The sequence below is a fragment of the Rubellimicrobium roseum genome (assembly GCF_006152145.1).
Lineage (GTDB): Bacteria > Pseudomonadota > Alphaproteobacteria > Rhodobacterales > Rhodobacteraceae > Rubellimicrobium > Rubellimicrobium roseum.
In genome coordinates this window covers 192,017-211,906 of record NZ_VDFV01000003.1, presented here as the reverse complement: position 1 = coordinate 211,906, position 19,890 = coordinate 192,017, and the positions used below count along the sequence as shown (strand labels likewise).

Annotated in this window: 21 protein-coding genes; 9 read left to right on the top strand and 12 right to left on the bottom strand. The window is 70.7% G+C overall.

The genetic code is table 11. From position 1 onward, the window contains the following. The first annotated feature begins 64 nt into the window (after positions 1–64). Positions 65–649 carry a GNAT family N-acetyltransferase gene (locus tag FHG71_RS05075; RefSeq protein ID WP_139080530.1) on the top strand — a complete coding sequence of 195 codons (585 nt, stop codon included), beginning with the start codon at positions 65–67 and terminating at the stop codon, positions 647–649. 40 nt (positions 650–689) lie between these two features. On the opposite strand, the gene FHG71_RS05070 is transcribed toward FHG71_RS05075, so the two are convergent. From FHG71_RS05070 to FHG71_RS05055, 4 genes are all read right to left on the bottom strand, one after another. Continuing rightward, the gene (locus FHG71_RS05070) at positions 690–1,376 is read right to left on the bottom strand and encodes a D-lyxose/D-mannose family sugar isomerase (RefSeq protein ID WP_139080529.1); all 687 of its coding nucleotides are present in this window, start codon (positions 1,374–1,376) and stop codon (positions 690–692) included. A gap of 27 nt (positions 1,377–1,403) precedes the next feature. Beyond that, a complete protein-coding gene (locus tag FHG71_RS05065; RefSeq protein ID WP_281281950.1) occupies positions 1,404–2,732 on the bottom strand; it encodes an MATE family efflux transporter in 1,329 nt (442 codons plus the stop codon). A gap of 122 nt (positions 2,733–2,854) precedes the next feature. Further along, positions 2,855–3,625, bottom strand: a complete 771-nt coding sequence (locus FHG71_RS05060; RefSeq protein ID WP_246045343.1) for a gamma-glutamyl-gamma-aminobutyrate hydrolase family protein — start codon at positions 3,623–3,625, stop codon at positions 2,855–2,857. Between the two features lie 157 nt (positions 3,626–3,782). Continuing rightward, on the bottom strand, positions 3,783–5,957 hold the full coding sequence (locus tag FHG71_RS05055) for a malate synthase G (protein ID WP_139080526.1): 2,175 nt from the start codon (positions 5,955–5,957) through the stop codon (positions 3,783–3,785). A gap of 136 nt (positions 5,958–6,093) precedes the next feature. Here FHG71_RS05055 and FHG71_RS05050 point away from each other — a divergent pair, with 136 nt between their 5' ends. Then, positions 6,094–6,882, top strand: a complete 789-nt coding sequence (locus FHG71_RS05050; protein ID WP_139080525.1) for an ArsR/SmtB family transcription factor — start codon at positions 6,094–6,096, stop codon at positions 6,880–6,882. Here the strand turns inward: FHG71_RS05050 and FHG71_RS05045 are convergent. Together FHG71_RS05045 and FHG71_RS05040 are read right to left on the bottom strand one after the other, a co-directional pair. Continuing rightward, positions 6,879–7,043, bottom strand: coding sequence for a DUF2256 domain-containing protein (locus FHG71_RS05045; RefSeq protein ID WP_139080524.1), 165 nt, complete (start codon positions 7,041–7,043; stop codon positions 6,879–6,881). The genes FHG71_RS05050 and FHG71_RS05045 overlap by 4 nt on opposite strands. 65 nt (positions 7,044–7,108) lie before the next feature. Then, positions 7,109–7,552 (bottom strand): RodZ family helix-turn-helix domain-containing protein, encoded by a 444-nt coding sequence (locus tag FHG71_RS05040; protein WP_139080523.1) that lies wholly within the window; start codon positions 7,550–7,552, stop codon positions 7,109–7,111. A gap of 102 nt (positions 7,553–7,654) precedes the next feature. Here FHG71_RS05040 and pepN point away from each other — a divergent pair, with 102 nt between their 5' ends. Both pepN and FHG71_RS05030 read left to right on the top strand, forming a co-directional pair. Then, entirely contained in the window at positions 7,655–10,204 is a 2,550-nt protein-coding gene (pepN, locus tag FHG71_RS05035) for an aminopeptidase N (protein ID WP_139080522.1), read from the top strand. A gap of 138 nt (positions 10,205–10,342) precedes the next feature. Further along, the gene (locus tag FHG71_RS05030; protein WP_139080521.1) at positions 10,343–11,203 is read left to right on the top strand and encodes a lysophospholipid acyltransferase family protein; all 861 of its coding nucleotides are present in this window, start codon (positions 10,343–10,345) and stop codon (positions 11,201–11,203) included. Between the two features lie 85 nt (positions 11,204–11,288). Here the strand turns inward: FHG71_RS05030 and FHG71_RS05025 are convergent, their stop codons facing one another. Both FHG71_RS05025 and FHG71_RS05020 read right to left on the bottom strand, forming a co-directional pair. Continuing rightward, the gene (locus tag FHG71_RS05025) at positions 11,289–12,185 is read right to left on the bottom strand and encodes a lytic transglycosylase domain-containing protein (RefSeq protein ID WP_218014037.1); all 897 of its coding nucleotides are present in this window, start codon (positions 12,183–12,185) and stop codon (positions 11,289–11,291) included. Positions 12,186–12,270: 85 nt separating this feature from the next. Further along, positions 12,271–12,807, bottom strand: a complete 537-nt coding sequence (locus FHG71_RS05020; protein WP_425467326.1) for a transglycosylase SLT domain-containing protein — start codon at positions 12,805–12,807, stop codon at positions 12,271–12,273. Positions 12,808–13,118: 311 nt separating this feature from the next. Between FHG71_RS05020 and gatB the strand changes: the two genes are divergently transcribed. Together gatB and FHG71_RS23435 are read left to right on the top strand one after the other, a co-directional pair. Continuing rightward, positions 13,119–14,624, top strand: coding sequence for an Asp-tRNA(Asn)/Glu-tRNA(Gln) amidotransferase subunit GatB (gene gatB / locus FHG71_RS05015; protein ID WP_139080518.1), 1,506 nt, complete (start codon positions 13,119–13,121; stop codon positions 14,622–14,624). Between the two features lie 57 nt (positions 14,625–14,681). Next, positions 14,682–15,104 carry a DUF4177 domain-containing protein gene (locus FHG71_RS23435; RefSeq protein WP_176559295.1) on the top strand — a complete coding sequence of 141 codons (423 nt, stop codon included), beginning with the start codon at positions 14,682–14,684 and terminating at the stop codon, positions 15,102–15,104. Between the two features lie 4 nt (positions 15,105–15,108). Here the strand turns inward: FHG71_RS23435 and FHG71_RS05005 are convergent, their stop codons facing one another. After that, complete coding sequence (locus FHG71_RS05005) at positions 15,109–15,366, bottom strand: BolA family protein (RefSeq protein ID WP_139080517.1); 258 nt, start codon at positions 15,364–15,366, stop codon at positions 15,109–15,111. Between the two features lie 92 nt (positions 15,367–15,458). Between FHG71_RS05005 and FHG71_RS05000 the strand changes: the two genes are divergently transcribed. Continuing rightward, the gene (locus tag FHG71_RS05000) at positions 15,459–16,100 is read left to right on the top strand and encodes a J domain-containing protein (RefSeq protein ID WP_139080516.1); all 642 of its coding nucleotides are present in this window, start codon (positions 15,459–15,461) and stop codon (positions 16,098–16,100) included. A 182-nt stretch (positions 16,101–16,282) separates the two neighbouring features. Here the strand turns inward: FHG71_RS05000 and FHG71_RS04995 are convergent, their stop codons facing one another. Both FHG71_RS04995 and FHG71_RS04990 read right to left on the bottom strand, forming a co-directional pair. Beyond that, positions 16,283–16,966, bottom strand: coding sequence for an anti-sigma factor (locus FHG71_RS04995; RefSeq protein ID WP_139080515.1), 684 nt, complete (start codon positions 16,964–16,966; stop codon positions 16,283–16,285). Then, positions 16,963–17,505 (bottom strand): sigma-70 family RNA polymerase sigma factor, encoded by a 543-nt coding sequence (locus tag FHG71_RS04990; RefSeq protein ID WP_139080514.1) that lies wholly within the window; start codon positions 17,503–17,505, stop codon positions 16,963–16,965. Before FHG71_RS04990 ends, FHG71_RS04995 begins: the two co-directional genes overlap by 4 nt. A 188-nt stretch (positions 17,506–17,693) precedes the next feature. On the opposite strand from FHG71_RS04990, the gene cobS reads away from it, so the two are divergent. Together cobS and FHG71_RS04980 are read left to right on the top strand one after the other, a co-directional pair. Further along, positions 17,694–18,668, top strand: a complete 975-nt coding sequence (gene cobS, locus FHG71_RS04985; RefSeq protein WP_176559294.1) for a cobaltochelatase subunit CobS — start codon at positions 17,694–17,696, stop codon at positions 18,666–18,668. After that, positions 18,665–19,060: a hypothetical protein gene (locus FHG71_RS04980; protein WP_139080512.1), complete on the top strand. Its 396-nt coding sequence runs from the start codon at positions 18,665–18,667 to the stop codon at positions 19,058–19,060. The genes cobS and FHG71_RS04980 overlap by 4 nt, the downstream gene beginning before the upstream one ends. 209 nt (positions 19,061–19,269) lie before the next feature. On the opposite strand, the gene FHG71_RS04975 is transcribed toward FHG71_RS04980, so the two are convergent. Beyond that, complete coding sequence (locus FHG71_RS04975) at positions 19,270–19,878, bottom strand: NADPH-dependent FMN reductase (protein ID WP_139080511.1); 609 nt, start codon at positions 19,876–19,878, stop codon at positions 19,270–19,272. Positions 19,879–19,890: the final 12 nt, after the last annotated feature.

Below are 19,890 nucleotides of genomic sequence, written 5' to 3'. Positions count from 1 at the left end.
TCGCCAGCGACGGGGCGCCGTGCTAGGCCCTGCGGCCGAATCCCGACCGCATGGACCCGCGCCGATGACCGACCTGCCCCCGCCCTTCCGCCGCGCCACCCCGAAGGACGCCTCCGCCCTCGTCGATTTCGTCGACATGGCCGGCGAGGGTCTCGCCTCGCATATCTGGGCCAGGAACGCCCAGCCGGGCGAGTCCGTCGCCGAGATCGGCCGCCGGCGGGCTCTGCGCGAGGAAGGGTCCTTCTCCTACCGCAACTCGGTCGTGGTTGATGAAGGGTCGGGCGCCGTCGCCGCGCTGATCGGCTACGCCCTGCCCGACGCGCCCGAGCCCATCGGCCCGGACTTCCCGCCGATGTTCGTGCCGCTGCAGGAGCTGGAGAACATGGCCTGCGGCACCTGGTACATCAACGTGCTGGCCGCCTACCCCGAGCATCGGGGCAAAGGCTACGGCACGAAGATGATCGACATCGCGCAGGCGCTGTCCGAGCAGGCGGGCCGCAAGGGCCTGAGCCTGATCGTGCCCGACGCCAACGCGGGCGCGCGGCGGCTCTACGCCCGCGCGGGCTTTCGCGAGGTGGCGGCGCGGCCGATGGTCAAGGAGGACTGGGTCAACCCCGGGACCGACTGGCTCCTGCTGCTGCGCGACTGAACGACAAGGGCGGCGTCGAGGCGCCGCCAAGTCCGGGGCCTCAGGACAGCCAGGCCCGGTAGTCGCTAACGAGGAGCCGCAGCGGCGCCTCGTCCTCCTCGATGTCGGCGAAGCGGCCAATGGGCTCCTTGAACACGTTGTCGGTCTCATCGTCGTTGACGGTCGAGACCTCGCCGATCAGCACCGTGCCGCCCTCGCCCCAGAAGGCGTGCCAGTCGCCGGGCAAGAGCGTGATGCTTTCCCCGGGCGCGAGGTGGAGGCGCTCGCCGGGCCCGTAGGGGCGCGGGATGCCGTCGGTGTAGACCGTGCCGCCAAGGCTCTCGCTGAACCGCCCCTCCTCGTCCGAGCCGAAGAGCTCGATCACCAGCGTGGCGCCGCCGCGGTTGATGATGTCCTCGGCCTTGATGACGTGGGTGTGGTGGGGCGAAAGCTGGTTCTCGTGCGAGATCAGCAGCTTCTCGGCGTAGCACATGCCCCGGCCCTTCTGGAGGTCCGAGAGCCGCCCGTTCCGGAGCGTGAACAGGAAGAGCCCCATCTCGTCGTAGCGGCCCGCGCCGTAGTCGGTGATGTCCCAGCCGCAGCGGGCGTCGATGATGGCCTTCGCCTCGTCCTTGCGGGCCTTGAACTCCTCTGGCGTCCAGTTGGCGAAGGGCGGCAGCACGAAGCCGTGCGACCGGATGAAGGCCTCCGACTCGCGGATGATTTCGTTGATGCGGCTGCGCTTCATGATGTCCCCCCTGGATTCGGAGGGGGATCATACCGCCGGCGCGGCCCCCCTCAAGCCCGTGCGCCCCGCAAAGCGCAGCGACAGCAGGAGCGCCGAGCCGATGAGGGCCACGAAGTAGCCCATCCAGACCCCCGGTGCCCCCTGCCCGAGGTGGTGCGCGATGACCCAGCCCAGCGGCAGGCCGAGCGTCCAATAGGCGACCATGGAGACGGTTGCCGGATATGCGGTGTCCGAAAGGCCCCGCAACGCCCCCAGCATGACCGACTGGACCGCGTCGGCGATCTGCATGGGCGCGAAGACGGCGAAGATCGCGGCCGCGGCCAGGATCACGGCAGGGTCCTCGACGATGGCTGCGGCGATGGTGCGGCCGCCGAACCACATGATGGCGCCCACGACCGCCATGCAGCCCACCGCGAGGCCCAGCGCCGCCAGCGTCACCGCCCGCATGGCGTCGGGCCGCCCGGCCCCCTGCTCCTGCGCGACACGCACCGCGACCGCGCCCGAGAAGGCCATGGGCAACACGTAGAAGACACCGCCTACCGACAGCGCGACCTGATTGCCGGCCAGCGCGGCGGTGCCGAAGGTGCCGATCATCAGGGTGACCACCGCCATGGCGCCGGTTTCGGCCATGTTGAGCAGGCCCAGCGGCGCCCCTTCGCGGGCGCAGGACGCGACCTCGGTCGCCAGGACCGGCCGCCGCAGCCGCAGCCGGCGCATGGCCCGCGCCCGCCTCCAGTAGGCCCAGGCCACTGCGGCGGCCAGCGTCTCGGCCAGCAGGGTGGCCAGCCCCGCGCCCATCAGCCCCAGCGGCGGCAGCGGGCCCGGGCCGTGGATCAGGAGCAGGTTGAGCGGGACCTTGGCCCCGAGCGAGACGGAGGCGAAGGCGACGCCGAGCCAGGGCCGGCCCACCGCCTCGAAGGTGCAGCGGAAGACGACCGAGATCGAGAAGGGCACCAGCGTCAACGATACGAAGGCCCAGTAACCGGGCGTGGCCGCGATGACCTCGGGCGGCTGGCCCAGCCAGGGCAGCAGAGCCCAGACCAGCGCCATCGCCAGCGCGGCTACCACGCCGACGCCCGCGCCCAGCGCAAGGCCGTTGCGCAATATGGCGCAAATGTGGCGATTCTGGCGGGCCCACTTGGCCTGTCCCGCGCGCACCGCCACCGCCGAGAGCGTCCCCCAGACCGCCGATGTCACGATGAGGCTCGCCGCCGCAGCCAGTCCCGCCGCCGCGAGGGGCACGGCCCCCAGGGGGCCCAGCATGATGGAGTCGACGACACCGTGGAAGGTAGAGGCGGCCAAGCCGATGACAATCGGTAACGCCAGACCGGCGATTCCCCTTAACTCGGAAACCACAGCCCGGCCGCCCAAAACCAGGAACCCCTTCCCAAGCTACAGGATCAGCCTAGCACGGGCGTGGGACGCGGCCTACACACACTTTAAAATTTGTGTCAAAATTGTGTTCCCGACAGGAACCCTCAGGCACGCCTGAGCGTTCTGCGATCCCGCGCGGCCCAGGCATGGACCGCCTCGCCGAAGGCGCGGAACAGCGGACGCGACACCGGGTCGTTGGCCGCGTTCCATTCGGGGTGCCATTGCACCGACAGGGTGAAGCCCGTCGCGCCGCGCACGTAGATCGCCTCGGGCGTGCCGTCGGGGGCCACGCCGTCGATGGCGATTCGGGGGGCGGCGTCCTTGATGCCCTGCCCGTGCAGCGTGTTGGTCATCACCTCGCGCGCGCCCATCAGGCGATGGAAGGGCCCGCCCTCGGTGAAGGTGACCTTGTGGCGGAGCGCGAACTTCTGCTCCAGCGTGCCGTCCGGAGGCATCCGGTGGTTGTCGCGGCCCGGCAGCTCGCGGATCTCAGGGTAGAGCGTGCCGCCCAGCGCAACGTTGACCTCCTGAAAGCCCCGGCAGACGCCCAGGAAGGGCTGGCCGCGCTCGACGCAGGCCCGGATGAGCGGCAGCGTGATCGCATCGCGCGAGCGGTCGAAGCTGCCATGCGCGGGCGTGGCCTCCTCGCCGTATTCCTCGGGGTGGACGTTGGGACGGCCTCCCGTCAGCAGGAAACCGTCGCAGGTCTCCAGCAGCTCGTCGACGGCGACGAGAGAGGGGTCCGACGGAATCAGCAGCGGCAGGCAGTCCGAGACATGGGCGACGGCGGCCGAGTTCATCGCGCCCCCGGCATGGGCCGGATACTCGTCGTTGATGAGGTGGCTGTTCGAGATGATGCCGACGACAGGGCGCATGGGTCTGGGGTCCTCGGGAGGCGGGCTCCCCATAGGTATGCCGGGCGGCCCGTCATGAAAAGGTTACCCATGCGCAGGTCGGCTGTGCGCCCGGCGGGCCGCCCATCGCGGCGGCCCTCTGCCCGCACGGAAGGCGTCCCGGCGACGCGGCCCCCGCCTAGCCCGCGGCCTTGCGCTCGGCCCGGCGGCGGTGAAGCACCGGCTCGGTGTAGCCCGATGGCTGGATGCGGCCCTTGAAGATCAGGTCGCAGGCCGCCTGGAAGGCCACCGAATCAAAGCCGGGCGCCATGGGGCGGTAGAGCGGATCGCCCGCGTTCTGCCGGTCCACGACAGCCGCCATGCGCCGCAGCGCCGCCATCACGCGCGGCTCGTCCACGACCCCGTGATGGAGCCAGTTCGAGAGCGCCTGGGAGGAGATGCGGCAGGTCGCCCGGTCCTCCATCAGCCCCACGTCATGGATGTCCGGGACCTTGGAGCAGCCGATTCCCTGGTCGATCCAGCGCACCACGTAGCCCAGGATGCCCTGGACGTTGTTATCGACCTCGGCCGTGACCTCGTCCTCGGACAGGTTGCGGCCACCCAGGACCGGGATGGTGAGCAGCTCGCGCAGTGTGCCGCGCGGCCCGCCGGCGGCGATCTCCTCCTGCCGGGCGGCCACGTCCACCACGTGGTAGTGCGTCGCGTGCAGCACCGCCGCCGTGGGCGAGGGCACCCAGGCGCAGTTGGCACCGGCCTTCGGGTGCACGACCTTGTCGCGCAGCATCGCGGCCATGAGGTCGGGCATCGCCCACATCCCCTTGCCGATCTGGGCGCGGCCCCGCAGCCCGCAGGCGAGCCCGATGTCGACGTTGCGCTCCTCGTAGGAGCGGATCCAGGGCTGCTGCTTCATGTCCCCCTTGGGGACCATCGGCCCGGCTTCCATCGCCGTGTGGATCTCGTCGCCCGTGCGGTCGAGGAAGCCGGTGTTGATGAAGGCCACCCGCTCCCGCGCGGCGCGGATGCACTCCTTGAGGTTGGCCGAGGTCCGCCGCTCCTCGTCCATGATGCCGATCTTGACGGTCAGGCGCGGCAGGCCCAGCGCGGCCTCGACCCGGTCGAAGATCTCGCAGGCGAAGGCCACTTCCTCGGGCCCGTGCATCTTGGGCTTCACGACATAGACGGACTGCGTGACGGTGTTGCGCGGCCCATTTTCGGCCCGCAGGTCGTGCATCGCGCAGAGCACCGTGACCATGGCGTCCATCAGTCCCTCGCCGGCCTCGTGGCCGTCGCGGTCGAGGATCGCGGGGTTGGTCATCAGGTGGCCCACGTTGCGCACGAGCAGGAGGGAGCGTCCCTTGACCCGCAGGGGCCGCCCGTCCGCGCCGGTGTAGTCGCTGTCCGGGTTCATGCGACGGGTGACGGTCCTGCCGCCCTTATCGAAGGTCTCCTCGAGATCGCCCTTCATCAGGCCCAGCCAGTTGCCGTAGGCCAGCACCTTGTCCTCGGCGTCCACGCAGGCGACCGAATCCTCGCAGTCCATGATGGTGGACAGCGCCGCCTCCAGCCAGACATCCGAGAGGCCCGCCGGATCGGCCGAGCCGATGGGCGTGGAGCGGTCGACCAGAAGCTCGATCAGCAGCCCGTGGACGCGCAGCAGGATCTGCCATTCGGCGAGGTCCCCCTGCTTCCAGCCCGCGAGCTGCCCCGGATCGGCGAGCCCGACAAGTCGGGGGTCCGCGCCGTCGCCCGCGATTTCGGCCACCAGCGTCCCGTCGCGCACCGACAGGCCTCGGACGTCGCGCCAGGACGAGCCCGCGAGCGGCGCCACGCGGTCGAGGTGGTCCTTGGCCCAGGCCACCACGCGCGCGCCCCGCGCCGGGTCGTAGGGGCCCTTCGGGGCCGCGTCGCCCATGGCATCGGTGCCGTAGAGCGCGTCGTAGAGCGAGCCCCAGCGCGCGTTGGCGGCGTTGAGCGCGAAGCGGGCGTTGGTCACCGGGACCACGAGCTGCGGGCCCGCGACATGGGCGATCTCGGGGTCGGTGGGCGGCGTCTCGATGGAGAAGTCCGGCCCCTCCGGCACCAGATAGCCGATCTCGCGCAGGAAGGTCTCGTAGTCCTCGGGGTCGTGCTCGGCCCCTCCTTGCGCGATGTGCCAGTCGTCGAGCTGGCTCTGGAGCTGCTCACGCCGCGCCAGGAGCGCGCGATTGCGCGGTCCCAGCTCATGGATCAGGCCCGACAGCCCATCCCAGAAGCCGTCGGCGGCGACCCCGGTGCCCGGCAGGGCCTTCTCCTCGACGAACCGCGCCAGGGCCTCGTCCACGCGCAAGCCGGCCCGTTCCACACGCTGTCCCATCCCTGCCCTCAAGCTGCTTTCCGCCGACAGCGGTAGAGCAGGATTTCGGCGCGCGGGCAACCTTGCCGGCGGGGACCCCGCCTTTCGTCTACGCTCCCGCTTGACCGAATCGGGGTGCCGGACCCAGTCAGGGGCCATGAGCACCCCCATCGACTACGAACTCGACGACCTCTTCCAGGCGCTTGCGGCCTCCGTGCGGCGCGACGTCCTCGCGCAGTTGCGGCAGGGACCCGCCGCGACGAACGACCTGCTGTCGCCCCACACGATGACCCCCCACAACCTGATGGCTCATCTGCGGCGGCTGGAGACCGGCGGCCTCGTCGAATCCAGCAAGCAGGGGCGCGAACGGTTCTACGCGCTGCGTCCGGGCAGCTTCGCCCCGGCCCTGCGCTGGATGCGCCAGCAGGAGGAGCTGTGGCCCGAGGAGCAGGAGGGCGAACCCTCCGACCTGCCCCGCTGGGCCGAGGACAGCACCGCCCTGACCGTGACGCGCGTCCTGCGCGCGCCCCGTCCCGCCGTCTGGCGCTGCCTGACCGAGCCGGACCTCCTGCGCCAATGGTTCGCCCCCCGCCCGGCCGAGGTGACCGGCGTCGAGATCGAGCCCCGCGCGGGCGGGCGCTTCTACACGGTCATCCGCTACATGGGACAGTCCATGCCGGGCGACGGCCTCGTCCTGGAGATCGTGGAGCAGCAGCGGCTGACCTGGACCAACATGCTCCTGACCGGCTGGCGGCCCGCGGCCGGCGTGGACCTGCCCTTCACCGCGACCATCGAGATCGCGGACCACGTCGAGGGCACGATCTATCGCGCCGCCGCGCGCCATCCCGACACCGCCACGGCCGAGAGGCACGAGGCCCTGGGCTTCTCCCAGGGCTGGGGCCTCGCCGCCGAGCAGCTCGGCCGGCTGGCCGCGACTCTGACCTAGGCCGGCGGCGCGGGGCGGTCCTTCCGTCCCGCCCGGCAGCGGTCCGAGCAGTAGCGGACCTCGTCCCAGACCTTCGCCCAGGCCTTGCGCCAGACGAAGGGACGGCCGCAGACCGGGCAGGTCTTGGTCGGCAGGTCCGCCTTCTTGCGCATCTTCGGCATCGTGGTCCCCATGCGAAAGGGACGGCCGTCGGGCCGCCCCCACCACGGGCCATCCTAGCCAGGGATCACTCGGTTGCCGAGTCGGTGGCCGCGCCCCCCTCGGTCGCCGCCCCGTCCTCTTCGACGGGGTCAAGGGGCTGGGCCGCCGTGCTGTCGCCCGTCGTCGGGTTCACGGGGCCGGTCTGCCCGGTCTGCGGAGCCGTGACGGTCTGGGACGGAACCGTGACGGCCGTGGGGTCGGCCGCCGGATCGGTCGCCGCGCCGCTGCCGGCCTCCTCCTCGGAGCTGTCGTTGGCAGTGATCGCGTCGTTCGCCCCGCCGCTCTCGGTGGTGCCGGTCCCTTCCTGCACCTGGGTCGCGGCGCCCTGCGGATCGCCACCCCGGCCGAAGGCCCAGAAGCCCAGGATCGCCAGCAGCACGAGCGCGAACAGCACGACCGCGAACATGCCCTGGAGCGGTCCGCGGTGCCGCCGCGTCTGCTTGTCGATGTTGGTCTTGGGTGCGGACATCCCCTGAACTCCTTCATGCCCCCGCCTTGCGGGTCGGTTACAGGGCCCCTAACGTCCGAGCCCTGGATTTGTTCACGGCAAGCGAGCCACAGGGAGCGGCGCATGGCGGACGGCACGGCGGACCCCCGCACGATCCATCTCAAGGACTACACCCCCTTTCCCTGGACCATCGACGGCGTGGACCTGACCTTCGCCCTCGCGCCCCGGGGCACGCGCGTCACCTCGCGCCTGCGCTTCCGCCCCAACCCCGAGGCGAGACCGGGCCCCTTCTTCCTCCACGGCGAGGACCTGCGGCTGATCGAGGCCAGGATCGACGGCCAGCCCGTCTCCCCCCGGATCGCGCTCGAAGGCCTGACCTGCGACGTGCCGGACGGCCCCTTCACCTGGGAATCGGTGGTCGAGATCGACCCCGAAGCCAACACCCGCCTGGAAGGGCTCTACCTTTCCAACGGCATGTACTGCACCCAGTGCGAGGCCGAGGGCTTCCGCCGGATCACCTTCTACCCCGACCGGCCCGACGTGATGGCGGTCTTCACCACCCGCATCGAATCCGATCTCCCCGTGCTGCTGTCGAACGGCAACCCCGGAGAGCGGAGCGAGGGCGTCGCCATCTGGCACGACCCCTGGCCCAAGCCCGCCTACCTCTTCGCGCTGGTGGCGGGGGACCTGCTCGCCCATCGCGACCGCTTCACGACCATGACGGGCCGCGAGGTCGACCTCGCCGTCTGGGTCCGCCCCGGCGACGAGGGCAAATGCGCCTGGGCCATGGAGTCGCTCAAGGCCTCCATGCGCTGGGACGAGGAGACCTACGGGCGCGAATACGACCTGGACGTCTTCAACATCGTGGCCGTGGACGACTTCAACATGGGCGCGATGGAAAACAAGGGGCTGAACATCTTCAACAGCTCCGCCGTCCTGGCCTCCCCCGAGACCGCGACCGACGCCAACTACGAGCGCATCGAAGCCATCGTCGCGCACGAGTACTTCCACAACTGGACGGGCAACCGGATCACCTGCCGCGACTGGTTCCAGCTTTCGCTCAAGGAAGGCCTCACCGTCTTCCGCGACGCCCAGTTCACCGGCGACTTGCGCGGGCGAGGCGTCAAGCGCATTCACGACGCCGCCGCCCTGCGCGCCGGGCAGTTCCGCGAGGACGGCGGCCCCCTCGCCCACCCCGTCCGGCCCGAGAGCTTCGTCGAGATCAACAACTTCTACACCATGACCGTCTACGAGAAGGGCGCCGAGGTCATCGGGATGCTCAAGCGGCTCGTGGGGGACGAGGGCTACCGCCGCGCGCTCGACCTCTACTTCGCGCGTCATGACGGGCAGGCCGCCACCGTCGAGGACTGGCTCCAGGTCTTCGAGGACGCCACGGGCCGGGACCTCTCGCAGTTCAAGCTCTGGTACTCGCAGGCGGGCACCCCGCGCCTGCGCGTCGAGGAACGGTGGGAGGAGGGGCGCTACACGCTCGACCTCAGCCAGACCGTGCCGCCCACCCCCGGCCAGCCCACGAAGGCGCCCATGGTGATCCCGGTAGCGGTCGGGCTCCTCAACCCCAACGGCGACGAGGTGGTGCCCACGACCGTGCTGGAGCTGACCGGGGAACGGCAGAGCTTCGCCTTCGACCTGCCGACCCGGCCCATCCCCTCGATCCTGCGCGACTTCTCGGCTCCTGTCCTCCTCGACCGCGACGCGCCCGAGGAGGAAGCGGCCTTCCTTCTCGCCCACGACACCGACGAGTTCAATCGCTGGGAGGCCGCCCAGACGCTGGCCCGGCGGGCGATCCGGGCGCGGCTCGACGGGCGCAACATCGACCCGGCCTGGGCCCCGGCGCTCCGGGCGGTGCTGCGCGACGACACGCTCTCGCCCGCCTATCGCGCCACGATTCTCGCGCGGCCTTCGCAGGAGGAGACGGCGCAGGCGCTTCACGGCGCGGGCCTGACGCCCGACCCGCTCGCCATCTTCCGCGCCCACGAGGAGGTGGCCGAGCATCTGGCCCACGCCTTGGCCGACCTGCTGCCCGGGCTCCACGACCAAGGACAGGTGCCCGGCCCCTACTCGCCCGATCCCGACTCGGTCGGGCGGCGCTCGCTCGGGAACGCGGCCCTGATGCTGCTGTCGCGGACCGACGTTGGCGCGCGGGCGCGGGCGCAGTTCGCGGGCGCGGCCGACATGACCCAGAGCGTAGCCGCGCTCTCGGCGCTTCTCCTCGTCGACGCGGGCGAAGCCGAGCTGCAGGCCTTCCACGACCGCTGGTCCGGCGACCGTCTCGTGATGGACAAGTGGTTCGCGCTCCAGGCCTCGCTCGCCCGCCCCGAGGAGGCCGTCGCCACCGCCGAGCGGCTGACGCGGCACCCGGCCTTCGTCTGGACGAACCCGAATCGCTTCCGCTCGGTCCTGGGCGCCTTCGCCGGCAACCTGGCGGGGTTCCACGACCCCTCGGGCGCGGGCTACCGGCTGCTCGCGGACTGGCTCCTGCGGCTGGACGGGGCGAATCCGCAGTTCGCGGCCCGCATGTCGGGGGCCTTCAGCACCTGGCGCCGCTACGACGCGGACCGGCAGGCGCTGGCCGAAGCCGAGCTGCGCCGCATCCAGTCCGCCCCCGGCCTTTCGCGCGACCTGTCCGAGATGGTCGCGCGGATGCTGGGCTAGGCGGGAACCGGATCAGCCCCTGCCGCCTTTTTCGGCAGGGGTTGCTCCGTCCCGTGCAGCAGCATACCTCTGAGATCACAGTCGCGTGGGCCGACCCTGTCACGGGTGAGCCACTTCCATCACTCGGTGACAGAGAGAATGAGAGACCGCATCGACCCCCTGATCGAGGAACGCGCGCCGTGGCTCGCCAGCGGCAGCCCGCTCGTCCGGCCGGCGCGCGCCCTGCTCGACAAGGCGCTCCAGTACGACCGCACCGTCACCCTGGGCGAGCGCTACGAATCCCTGCCCATGGCCGAGATCATGGACGACCTGGGCCGGACGCTCGCGCGCGACGTCACCGTCTCGGGCCTGTCCAACGTCCCGCGCCACGGCCCGGCGCTGATCGTGGCGAACCACCCCACCGGCATCGCCGACGGCATCATCCTGTGGCATGTCCTGCGCGGCATCCGGCCCGACCTCTACATCTACACCAACCGCGACATCCTGCGCGTGCTGCCGCAGTTCGAGGATCTCATCATCCCCGTCGAGTGGCGGGTCGAGAAGCGCACCCATGCCAAGGCGCGCGAGACGATGGCCTTGACCAAGAAGGCCGTGGAGGATGGGCGCCTGGGCGTGATCTTCCCCTCCGGCCGGCTCGCCAAGCGCGAGGGGCTGCGCCTGCACGAGCGGCCCTGGATGGCCTCGGCGGCGATGCTGGCGCGCAAGTTCGAGCTGCCGGTGATCCCCATCAACATCCGGGCGCGCAACTCGGTCCTGTTCTATCTTTTCGACGCGATCCACCCGACGCTGCGGGACATCACGCTCTTCCACGAGATGCTGAACAAGGCCCGTCAGCCCTACGTGGTCAAGGTGGGCGAGGAGATCAGCCCGTCCTCGCTGCCCGCCTCCTCCGAGGAGGGGATCGAGATGCTGCGCCGCGCCACGCTGGCCCTGGGCGGGCGCGAGGACCAGACGGTCAGCATGCTCTCGGCCACCCGCAAGCCCGCGCTGCGCTTCTAGAACGCGAAAAGGGCCCCCGAGGGGGGCCCTTCGCGCTCCGTCGTCCCTCTGGCGGCCGTTCGCGGCCGCTCGTTCCACGGAATTCTCAGTCCAGCGCGGCCAGGGTGTAGCCCGTGGCCGCTGTGGCCGCCCCGCGCGGGGCCGGCGCGGCTTCGGCCACCGCCGCCTCGGTGCCCGGCCGCACGGGCGGGATCAGCGAGGCCATCACCGCGAGGTTCGGCTTGCAGTAGTCCTGGCTGCTGACCCAATCGCGGATCTTGGGTTCCAGCTTGTTGCTCGACATCGGCCCCCAATCGGCGGCGATGCCCTCGTCCCCCGCCGAGACCACGCCATCGCGCGCCACGGTGCGCGACATGATGCGGATGGCGCATTGCAGGTTGGCTTCGGGGTCGTGCAGCTCGGCCGGCGTGGTCGCGTCGCAGCCGTAGCCGCGCGCCGTCGCGGGCGAGATCTGCAGAAGCCCGTGCCACGCGCCCCCGCCTCCCTGGGCGTCGGCGTCGAAGTTGCTCTCGTAGCGGGCGAGCGCCGACACGGTACCCACCCAGAAGGCCGCGCGCAGGTGCGCCGGGTTCCGCAGGTAGCCGGGGCACCAAACGCCGATGTCGGCGGGAACGATGTCCCGCAGGTCGTGCGGCGCCGCCTCGATGGCGTTCATGGCGGCAACGCTCCAGTCCGCGCCCTGACCCTTGTCGTCCCAGCGCGCGGCGCCGGTGAAGACCGGACGCGCCTCGGGCCGCAGGTCCGCGCCGCTCCGCACCGCCACCTCGACCGGCACCTGCGCCGCCACGCGCGCCACGGGGCGCTCGGCGGGTTCCAGGACATCGGGCGTGGCGGCGGTCGCTTCGACGGCGGCCAGCCGGTCCAGCAGCGATCCGGAAGCGGGCTCCATCGGGGCCAGCGGCTCGGCAGAAGCCGCCAGCCCCGCGATCACGGCAAAGGTCCCCCCCAGGGTCCAGCGTGCCATGTGCAGCGGTCTTACCATGACGCACATCTCCCGATTCGCCAATTCGTTAGTTCTTGTTGTCTGTCAGGGGCTTGGCAGCCGCGCGTCACCTCACGCGGAAACGTCACCCCCGGCAGTAGCTTTGGCTTGACACCCAGCGCGCCATCTCGCGCCGCTTGTCGGCGCTGGCGAAGGGACCCCAGTCGGCCGCGAATCCGCCGCCCCCGGCCGCCACCACGCCGTCGCGCGTGACGGTGCGGGCCGCGATCCGCACGGCGCATTCCAGGTTCTCGGCCCCGTCGGTCAGTTCCTGGCCCGAGTCCGCCTCGCAGCCGTAGCCGCGCGCGGTCGCCGGCGCGATCTGCACAAGGCCGAACCACTGGCCGCCGCCGCCGACCGCCTGCGGGTTCCAGGTGCTCTCGAAGCGGGCGAGCGCCGACAGCAGGCCCGCCCAGAAGGCCGCCCGCTCGCGGGGCTCGGCCTGGACATAGTTTGGGCACCAGGTGCCGATGTCTCCCGGCACCTCGGACAGCAGCGCCGCCCCCTCGGTCTCCAGGGCCGTCAGCGTGGCCTCGGTCCATTGGTCGGTGTGCGGCCCCTGGTGGTCCCAAGCCATCACGGGCAGGGCCTCGGGAACGGGCGCGACTTCGGGCGTCTGCACCGCGCATCCCCCCAGGGCCACCGCTCCGAGGAACCCGAGAACCAGGGCGCGCGTTGCAGGAAGGACACGTGCTGTGTTCGTTTCGTCTTGCATGGCTGCATGACGATCCGCCTATGACGGCCGCGTAAACCCGTCGGGATGCCAGACCCCTCATTTAGGCAGAGTCCCGCCACTCTCACGGGGCGGTGATCGGCAGAGTCCCGCCGGTCAAGCTGGCTTCGCTGCCCGGGCCGTGCACGATCGCCCGCGCTTGCGGAAATCGGCGCATCCTCCTAGGACCCAAGCGAATCCTTCCTCGAAAGGCCCGTGCGATGCTCGATCACATCCGTCCCGCCCCCAAGGCCAAGGTCATCGAAGGCGTGACCGGCCCCTGGGAAATGGTCATCGGCCTCGAAGTGCACGCGCAGATCGCCACCGCGGCCAAGCTCTTCTCGGGCGCCTCGACCCAGGTGGGCGCCGAGCCCAACAGCCAGGTCGCCTTCGTGGACGCCGGGATGCCGGGGATGCTGCCGGTGGTGAACGAAGGCTGCATCGCGCAGGCCGTCCGCACGGGGCTGGGCCTCAAGGCGCAGATCAACCTGGTCTCGGCCTTCGACCGTAAGAACTACTTCTATCCGGACCTGCCGCAGGGCTACCAGATCAGCCAGCTCTATCACCCGCTCGTGGGCGAGGGCGAGGTCTGGGTCGAGGTCGGCGGCGCCGTCCGCCGCGTCCGGATCGAGCGCATCCACGTCGAGCAGGACGCCGGCAAGTCGATCCACGACATGGACCCGCAGATGTCCTTCGTGGACCTCAACCGCACGGGCGTGGCGCTCATGGAGATCGTGAGCCGCCCCGACATCCGCGGGCCCGAGGAGGCCGCCGCCTACGTTTCCAAGCTGCGCCAGATCATGCGCTACCTCGGGACCTGCGACGGCGACATGCAGCACGGCAACCTGCGGGCCGACGTCAACGTCTCCGTCTGCCGCCCCGGCGCCTGGGAGCGGTTCATGGAGGGCGACGCCTCGGGCCTGGGCACCCGCTGCGAGATCAAGAACATGAACTCGCTGCGCTTCATCCAGCAGGCCATCGAGCACGAGGCCCGGCGCCAGATCGCCATCCTCGAGGACGGCGGACAGGTCGTGCAGGAGACGCGGCTCTACGATCCCGACAAGGGCGAGACGCGCTCCATGCGCTCCAAGGAGGAGGCGCACGACTACCGCTACTTCCCCGACCCCGACCTCCTGCCGCTGGAGATCGAGCAGGCCTGGGTGGACGATCTCGCCGCCTCGCTCCCCGAACTGCCCGATACCAAGAAGGCGCGCTTCATGCGCGACTTCGGCCTGACGGACTACGACGCCTCGGTGCTGACGGCCGACGTGGAGGACGCCGCCTTCTTCGAGGCGGTGGCGCAAGGGCGCGACGGCAAGATGGCCGCGAACTGGGTCATCAACGACCTCTTCGGCCGCCTCAAGAAGGAAGGCCATGCGCTGTCGGAAAGCCCCGTCTCGCCCGCCCAGCTCGGCGGCATCATCGACCTCATCCAGTCGGGCGACATCTCGGGCAAGATCGCCAAGGACCTCTTCGAGATCGTCTATACCGAGGGCGGCGAGCCGCGCGCCATCGTCGAATCGCGCGGGATGCGCCAGGTCACCGACACCGGCGCGATCGAGGCCGCGGTGGACGAGGTGATCGCCGCCAATCCCGCGCAGGTCGAGAAGGCCAAGGCCAACCCCAAGCTCGCGGGCTGGTTCGTGGGGCAGGTGATGAAGGCCACGGGCGGCAAGGCCAACCCCGCCGCCGTCAACGCCCTGGTGAACGCGCGCCTCGGCCTTTAGCCCGATTGGACGAATCGGCCCGGCCCGCTATCCTCTGGCGGGTTCAGAGGGGGTGGCATGCAGTCTCACGAATATCGCGTCGTCCCGGCCCCGCGCCGGGGCCTGAAGGCCAAGGGCACTCGCCGCCCCGAGGACCGCTTCGCCCTGGCCCTGGAAACCGAGATGAACCGCCTGGCCCGCGAGGGCTGGGAGTTCGTGCGGACCGACACCCTGCCCTGCGAGCGCCGCCGCGGCTGGTTCGGCGGGCGCGAGACGGTCATGGAGACGCTTCTCGTGTTCCGCCGTCCCAAGGCGGCCCCCCCGCGCGAGGCGGCCGCCCCCGTCCTGCCCCCGGCCATCACGGCGACCCCGCCCCTGTCGGCGCCCGCCCCGGCCGCGACCCGCACCCCGCCCGCGCGGGAGGAGGAGCCTCTCCCCTCGATCCTGCGCCGCATGGAGCCCGGGTCCGAACCCGACCGCGCGCGCCACGCGGCGGAATAGGGTTCTAGCCCCCCACCTCCAGCGCCAGCGCGTGGATGCGCCCCACGATGTCCGCGCCCAGCGCCGCATGGACGGCGCGGTGCCGCTCGATCCGGCTCATCGGGGCCAAGGCGGGGGATTGCAGGCGGATGCGCCAATGCGTCCCGCCCCCTTCCCGCCAGCCGCCATGACCTCTATGTTGCTCGCTCTCGTCGAGCACCTCGAGGTGCGTCGGCCCGAAGGCGGTCTCCAGCCTTTGGCGCATTTCTTCTGCAAGTTGCATCTTTTTACGATGGCCCCCTTCAATCCGGCGCACCGATGACTAAACTCGCGCGTCCCGGACGGAAAGAGCAGGACAGCGAGCGTAGCGTGAGCATGGCAAAGAACGATCCCTTCGGCTTCGACATGTCCGTGTCGGCCTCCAAGAAGAAGAACCCGCGTGGCCGCCGTGGCATGACCGGAGCCTCGGAGACCTCCACGCGCGGCTGCGACCATCCCGGCTGCCAGGAGCGCGGCGCCTTCCGTGCGCCCAAGTCGCCGGACACGCTCGACGACTACTGGTGGTTCTGCAAGGACCACGTCCGCGAGTACAATCTGAAATGGAACTTCTTCAACGGCGCGACCGAGCAGGAGTTCATCGAGCAGGTCCAGAGCGACCGCGTCTGGGGCCGCGAGACCAAGCCCTTCGGCAAGCGCACCGAGGAGCAGCGGGCCTGGGCCCGCCTGGGCATCGACGACCCGCATCAGGTCCTGGGCGACAACGCCACACGCAACGCCGGCAAGGCCGCCCCCAGCGCGACCGGCAGCCGCCGCCTCCCACCGACCGAGCGGCGCGCCTGCGAGATCCTCGACGTGCGCGATACCGCCACCAAGGCCGAGATCCGTAAGGCCTACAAGGCGCTGGTGAAGGTGCTGCACCCCGACATGAACGGCGGCGACCGCAGCCAGGAAGAGCAGCTCGCCGAGGTCGTCTGGGCCTGGGACCAGATCAAGGACAGCCGCAACTTCAAGGACTGAGGCGGCCGGGCGACGCCCCTCCCAAGGGACGGGCGCCGCCCACCATTGCACTTGTTGTCATCCTTCGGTTCAGGCTGCCATTGGCCCTGAGAGGCCGGGGCGGCCCCTTGTCGAACCGAAACCGGCTGGGCCGGCCGCGCCAAGCCACGGACGCAACGCAGCCGGGTTTCAGCCTCCGCTGGTCAAAGGTCCGTAATCGGCCCCAACGCGAGCACCTGGCCCGTCGCCTGTCCTGTGGGCGAGCCGCCCAGCGGCTCCTCCGAGATGGCCAGCGCGTTGCTCTCGAAGACGGGCGCGAGGTCGGGGCCGACCTCCACCACCGTCGTCGCCTCGTCGCGCCGCAGAACGCCCAGCGAGATCGTCGTGCCCTCGGGCAGCTCGACCAGCCACAGCTCCAAGTCCCGACCCTCGGGCGCGGCGCCGCTCAGGCGGCGCAGCTCCAGCCGGCCGCTGTCGCGGTCGAAGCTCGCCTCCACCACCAGCGACCCATCCTCGGCCGCGATGCGGGCGGCGTAGTCGGGCTGCCCGCTGCGCGACAGGAGCTGCGGGTTCAGCGCCACCACCGCCAGAGCCGCCGCCGCGACCCCGCCCAGCAGCCAGGGCCACCAGCCCCAGCCGCGTCGCGCGGGCTCCGCCTCGGGGAAGAGCCGGCGCATCACCATCCCCTCCAGGGGCCGCGGCGGCGCGATGGAGGGGATGTCGTCGGTCAGCGACACCAGGTCCTCGGTCCAGCGCGCCACCAGCGCCCGGAACTCCGGGTCGATCCCCAGCCGCTCCTCGACCTCGCGCACCTCGTCCGGCGTCAGGAGGCCCAGCACGTATTCCGCGGCCAGCCCGTTGTCGTCCTCGTAGTCCAGCAGCGTCAACCCAGGCACTCCCGCAGCTTGAGGAGGCCCCGGCGCAGCCAGGTGCGGATGGTATTGAGAGGCACGCCGTAGCGCTCGGCGAGGTCGGCATAGGCCTCGCCGCCCAGATAGGCGCGGCGGATGGCGTCGGCGCGGTCGGCGGGCAGCGTCCCCAGGCAGGCGCCGATGCGGGCCTGCATCGACGAGGCCAGCACGGCTTCCTCGGGCGTCAGCCCCTCGTCCGCCAGCTCGGCCACCTCCTCGATCGGCGCGGCGCGGGTCGCGCGGCGGGCGCGCAGGCGGTCGATGGCATGGTTGCGCGCGACCGTGATGATCCAGGTCATGGGAGAGAGGCCGTTGGACCTGTAGCGGTCGGCGTTGTGCCACAGCTTCACGTAGATCTCCTGAACGGCGTCCTCGGCCTCGGACCGGTCGTCCAAGACACGCAGGGCGACGCCGAACAGTTTCGCCGACGTGGCGTCGTAGAGCGCCGCCAGCGCGCGCCGGTCGCCCAGCGCCATGCGGGCGATCAGGTCCTCGATCTCCAGTAGGCTCGCCATGGTCCCTCCCCTGCCGTCACATGACCTGCCGCAGCGGGAAGCGCAACGGGCCGGCGCATCGAAAGCCGCCGGTCGCGGCGCCCGTGCCCGGCCGCCCCTTGCGGCGACCTCCGAACGGAATAAGAAAGCCCTGACCCGAATTGTCCCCGCACGACGCGCGCGGGCGACCGGAGAAGATGGGAACCAGAATGACCGATCCGCAGGCCCGGCCCACTGAAGAGATCTCCGTCCGCGATGTCTTCGGCATCGACACCGAGATGAAGGCCAAGGCCTTCGCGGAGGCCGCGGACCGCGTCCCCGAGATCGACCCGACCTACAAGTTCGATCCCGACACCACGCTCGCGATCCTGGCGGGCTTCGCCTACAACCGGCGGGTGATGATCCAGGGCTATCACGGCACCGGGAAGTCGACGCACATCGAGCAGGTCGCCGCGCGCCTCAACTGGCCGATGGTGCGGGTGAACCTCGACAGCCACATCAGCCGGATCGACCTGATCGGCAAGGACGCGATCCGCCTCAAGGAAGGCGTGCAGGTCACCGAGTTCCAGGAGGGTATCCTCCCCTGGGCGCTGCGGAACCCCTGCGCCATCGTCTTCGACGAATACGACGCGGGCCGCCCCGACGTGATGTTCGTCATCCAGCGCGTGCTGGAGACCGACGGCAAGCTCACGCTGATGGACCAGAACCAGATCCTGACGCCGCACCCGTCCTTCCGGCTCTTCGCGACGGCGAACACGGTGGGGCTGGGCGACACGACCGGCCTCTACCATGGCGTCCAGCAGATCAACCAGGCGCAGATGGACCGCTGGTCCCTCGTCGCGACGCTCAACTACCTGTCCCACGACGCCGAGGCCGCGATCGTCCTGGCCAAGTGCCCCCACTACAACACCGAGAAGGGCCGCCGGACGATCAACCAGATGGTGACGGTGGCGGACCTCACCCGGACGGCCTTCATGAACGGCGACCTGTCCACCGTCATGAGCCCGCGCACGGTCATCAACTGGGCGCTGAACGCCGAGATCTTCCGCAACGTTGGCTACGCCTTCCGGCTGTCCTTCCTCAACAAGTGCGACGAGCTGGAGCGCCAGACCGTGGCCGAGTTCTACCAGCGCTGCTTCGCCGAGGAACTTCCCGAAAGCGCCGTCGCCATGGCGATGCGGTGAGGGCCCGGGCGCTCCGCTCCGGGGCGCCCCTGGCCTGCCTCCTGGCGGGCCTCCCCCTTGCGGCGCCGGCGGACGACCGCCCCTCCATCTACCCGCCCGCCCACTGCGCCGCCCTCTGGGAAGGCTACGCCGACGTGCTGGGCGACGAAGGCGAGCGGGCGCTGGCCGCCCGGTTCCGCGCGGCCTCCGTGCGCGTCATCGGCGAGGCCGAGACCGACCGGCTCATCGCCGAGCGCCGTCCCTGGATGCGCGACCTCCTGACCGCCTATGTCCGCGACGGCGACGAGCAGAGCGAGGAACTGTTCGAGACGCTTCTCCGGAACTGCGCCCGGCTGGAAGGCGACCTGCGGTTCCTCGAACAGGGCGGCATTCCGGGTCTCCCGGCCCGCTAGCCCGGCCGGTCCACCGCGCCAACCGCCGTTAACCTTGCGTTAGACCCACCGCGCGGTGCCGCTACGCTTCCTTAACCCGCTCCTGCGATCTTCGGGCCAACAGCCCGGAGACCCGCGTCTTGCCCAACCTTGCCCTCGCCCGCCCCGGACACGACAACGCCGCCCAGGACCCCTGGACGGCGCTCGGTCGCGGCCCGGGCGGCCGGCCGTCAGGCAGCCGCCTGCGCGGCCTCGGCGCGGGCGGGCTTGAGGACGCGGGCGTACCAGGCCACCTGGTCGGCCATGTCCTTGAACGACCCGTCCAGCACCCCGTCGATGGCCTCGATGGGCTCGGGATTCGGGTTGTAGGGGCCGACGCGGTAGAACTCGGAGCCGCCGATGTGGACGCCGGCGCGCACCGGGACCATCTGCAGCTCGACCGCCATCAGGCGAAGCTGCTCGATGGCGCGGGCCGCGCCCACGGAGCCGTAGCCGATCGCACCCATGGGCTTGCGGCCCCAGTCGACGTAGTCCTGGTCCAGCGCGTTCTTCAGCGCCCCGGTGATCGAACGATTGTACTCCGCGACGAGGAAGACGTAGCCGTCGAAGCCGGCAATCTTCTCCTGCCAGCGGCGTGCGTTGGGGTCCTGCGTGGGGACATAGGCGTTCGAGGCGACCTCGTTGAAGAACGGGATGTGGAAGTCGCGGATGTCCACGAGCTCCACCTCCATGTCGCCGCGGGCCTGCAGCTTCTTGAGCGCCCATTGGGCGGGCTTGTCGGCCCAGCGCGAATCGCGGGTCGAGCTGATGATGAGGGCGATGCGCGGCGTATCGGCCATGGCGGAACCTCC